The sequence below is a fragment of the Methanosphaera sp. genome, assembly GCF_016282985.1.
Taxonomy (GTDB): Archaea; Methanobacteriota; Methanobacteria; order Methanobacteriales; family Methanobacteriaceae; genus Methanosphaera.
The window spans coordinates 1-2,523 of record NZ_JAEELZ010000074.1 but is presented as its reverse complement, the minus strand read 5'-3'; the positions used below and the strand labels follow the sequence as shown (position 1 = coordinate 2,523).

The window sequence follows — 2,523 nt, the reverse complement described above, 5'->3', positions numbered from 1 at the left end:
TAGATCATACTTTTGTTTTAGAAGGAAAAGATTTATTTGTTTATGATGAAGATAATAATCATTATATATTATTAATAATATTTAATAGATTTAATCTTGTAGAAACATTCTGGGAACTTGGACTACCATTTTTAAGAAAAGAAAAAGTATTCTTTGATATTGAAAATGAAGAAGTTGGTATATGTGTTAATGGTCCAAAAGTTACTTATGAAAGTAATACTTATGTTTTAATTAATGCTGCTATTATAACATTCTTATGTGCTGTTATTATTGGATTATTATGTCATATGCCAAATAAAAAAGAAAGAAAAAGAAGATTAAATGAATTAGAAGATGAACAAGAATATTCCAATTCATTAAATTAAATAATAATGTTCAAAAATGTTTAATAAATAAACCCTATTTAGAAAGTAAAAGTAATTGTTATTATTTATTAATTTTATTATTAAATGAAAAAATAAATTAATTAATTAAATTTGTTATAAAGAAAAAAATATTTAATTTAATTTTTAAATTATTTAATTTATTATGAATCCCCCATTAGGTTGCATAACAATAGTTACTTTTCTACTATTATCAACTCTCACTTCAGTCAATAGAGCATATCCATTTTTATCATCAGTATAATAATTCACAGTTTTTTCTGGTTCAAACATAGGTAATTCAACCTCCATTTCTTTCATATTACTCTCACCATTAAGTCCAGAGACATACCATTTACCGGCACTTTTTCTTGCCAAAATAACAAATTTTCCAGGGTATCCATCAATAAAAACAGTTTCTTCCCAAGCACTAGGTAAATTTTTAAGAAAATCAATTTCAACTTGTGGTAATTCATCAAGATTATTTGGTTGCATAGCCACACATTGTATAGAAGTTTGCATAATAATACCACTAGCCATTTCAAAAACATCAGTAGTTTTTCTTGTATGACGACTTGCATTATCACGACTTAAAAATCTATTCATAATAATTCCACCCCAGTCCATTGAAGCTAAAGAATTACGGCAAAAAGGATGTAAAGTGAGGTCAAATGGCTGTCTTAAGGCACTTCCTTCATTGAAAAATACATTTTCTGAGGCGAGCACGGCTTCACTGGCTACATAATTTGGATACAATCTTTCCCAACCTCTGGGTAAAGTACATCCATGGAAAATTACTTGTAAACCAAATCTATTTGCATCACTTAATAGATCTTCATATAATTGCATTGTGACTTGTTTATCTCCTCCAAAAAAGTCTACTTTTATTCCTGCAATACCTATACTTTGCATCCATTTCATTTCTTTTTCTCTAACTATACTATTATGCATACATTGTCTAGGTGTTTGTGGTGCATCATTTTCATATCCATTAGAATTATACCATAACATTAGACGAACACCTTTTGATTGAGCATAATTGGATAATTCTTCAATTTTCTCACGACCAATTCTCGCATCCCACCAATTATCTACAAGGCAATATTCAAATCCCATTGCAGCAGCAAGATAAATAAATTGTACTTGGTCCTCACAGTTAATACTATCATCTGGCCATATTAACCAACTCCATGTATATATAACTGGATTATATTCAATTGATGGCTCATATAACGGATCAACAATATCATAGGTAATTGTTGTTTCTACAATTGGCTTTAAATTAGCCCCAACAGTAATTGTTCTCCAAGGAGTACTTCCAGGTATGGGGATGCCTGCATATGTTGTACCTATTCCATTATTTTCTCCTTCCATTGGATATGCTATGGTATAACCAATTTCTGGAGAAAAATCACTAAGGTGAGAACCAACATATCCTGATGTAACTCCAGTTTCACCTAAAAGTACCCATCCATGATTCCCTGTATGGAATAAAGCTGGAAATACATAGCCTCTACCATATAATGATCTTTTTCCCATTTCTTCATCAGCTGAATATACTTCTTCATAACTTGGTTTAGTACGCTCCCATCCTATCATTGGATCACTTTGGGGAGAAATGAAAGTAGTTGTGCCTTCAGGAAAAAGAAAAGAACTAACTTCACTAAATATTACGGCACTTTTAGGATTATCATTTTCTTGTCTATGTAAAGTATATCTAAAAGCAACATCATTATTTGAAACAATAAAAGTAAATGTAATTTTATGCTTTTCTCCATTTTCTAATAGACAATCTAATTTGTTAGCTGAAAATTCTGAATGAGAAGCTTTTGTTCTAGACATATCATAACTTTTTTGTAATTCTGAAATTTCTTGAGTTATAAGAGTAAGACCTTCTGAAAAATCACCTATATTAGATTTTAATCCTAATCTTGAAGGTTGAATCATCTCTTGATTATCATATTTTAGTGAATAAGTTGCAACTCCTTTTTCTACTTGTAAATTTACAATGAGTCTTCCATCTGGAGATGAAATTTCGATGTTATTAATTATTGCAAAAAAAGAAAAAAGTAAAATTGATATAATAATTTTAGTTTTCATTTTTATATAGAAAATAAATCTTTATAATTAATAAAAATTAAAAAGAATAATTCATCTATTT

Annotated in this window: 2 protein-coding genes; one reads left to right on the top strand and one right to left on the bottom strand. The window is 28.7% G+C overall.

The window, feature by feature from the left end:
* Window positions 1-365, top strand: a 365-nt coding sequence (locus tag QZZ11_RS04305) for a hypothetical protein (protein WP_292473909.1), incomplete at its 5' end; no start/stop codon positions are given.
* A gap of 153 nt (window positions 366-518) precedes the next feature.
* Here QZZ11_RS04305 and QZZ11_RS04300 read toward each other — a convergent pair.
* The gene (locus QZZ11_RS04300) at window positions 519-2,462 is read right to left on the bottom strand and encodes a glycoside hydrolase family 97 protein (protein ID WP_292473908.1); all 1,944 of its coding nucleotides are present in this window, start codon (window positions 2,460-2,462) and stop codon (window positions 519-521) included.
* Window positions 2,463-2,523: the final 61 nt, after the last annotated feature.

What these genes read in the sequence shown, in the direction of transcription:
- QZZ11_RS04300 (WP_292473908.1), bottom strand. Translation starts at nt 2,462, where the DNA reads ATGAAAACTAAAATTATTATATCAATTTTACTTTTTTCTTTTTTTGCA.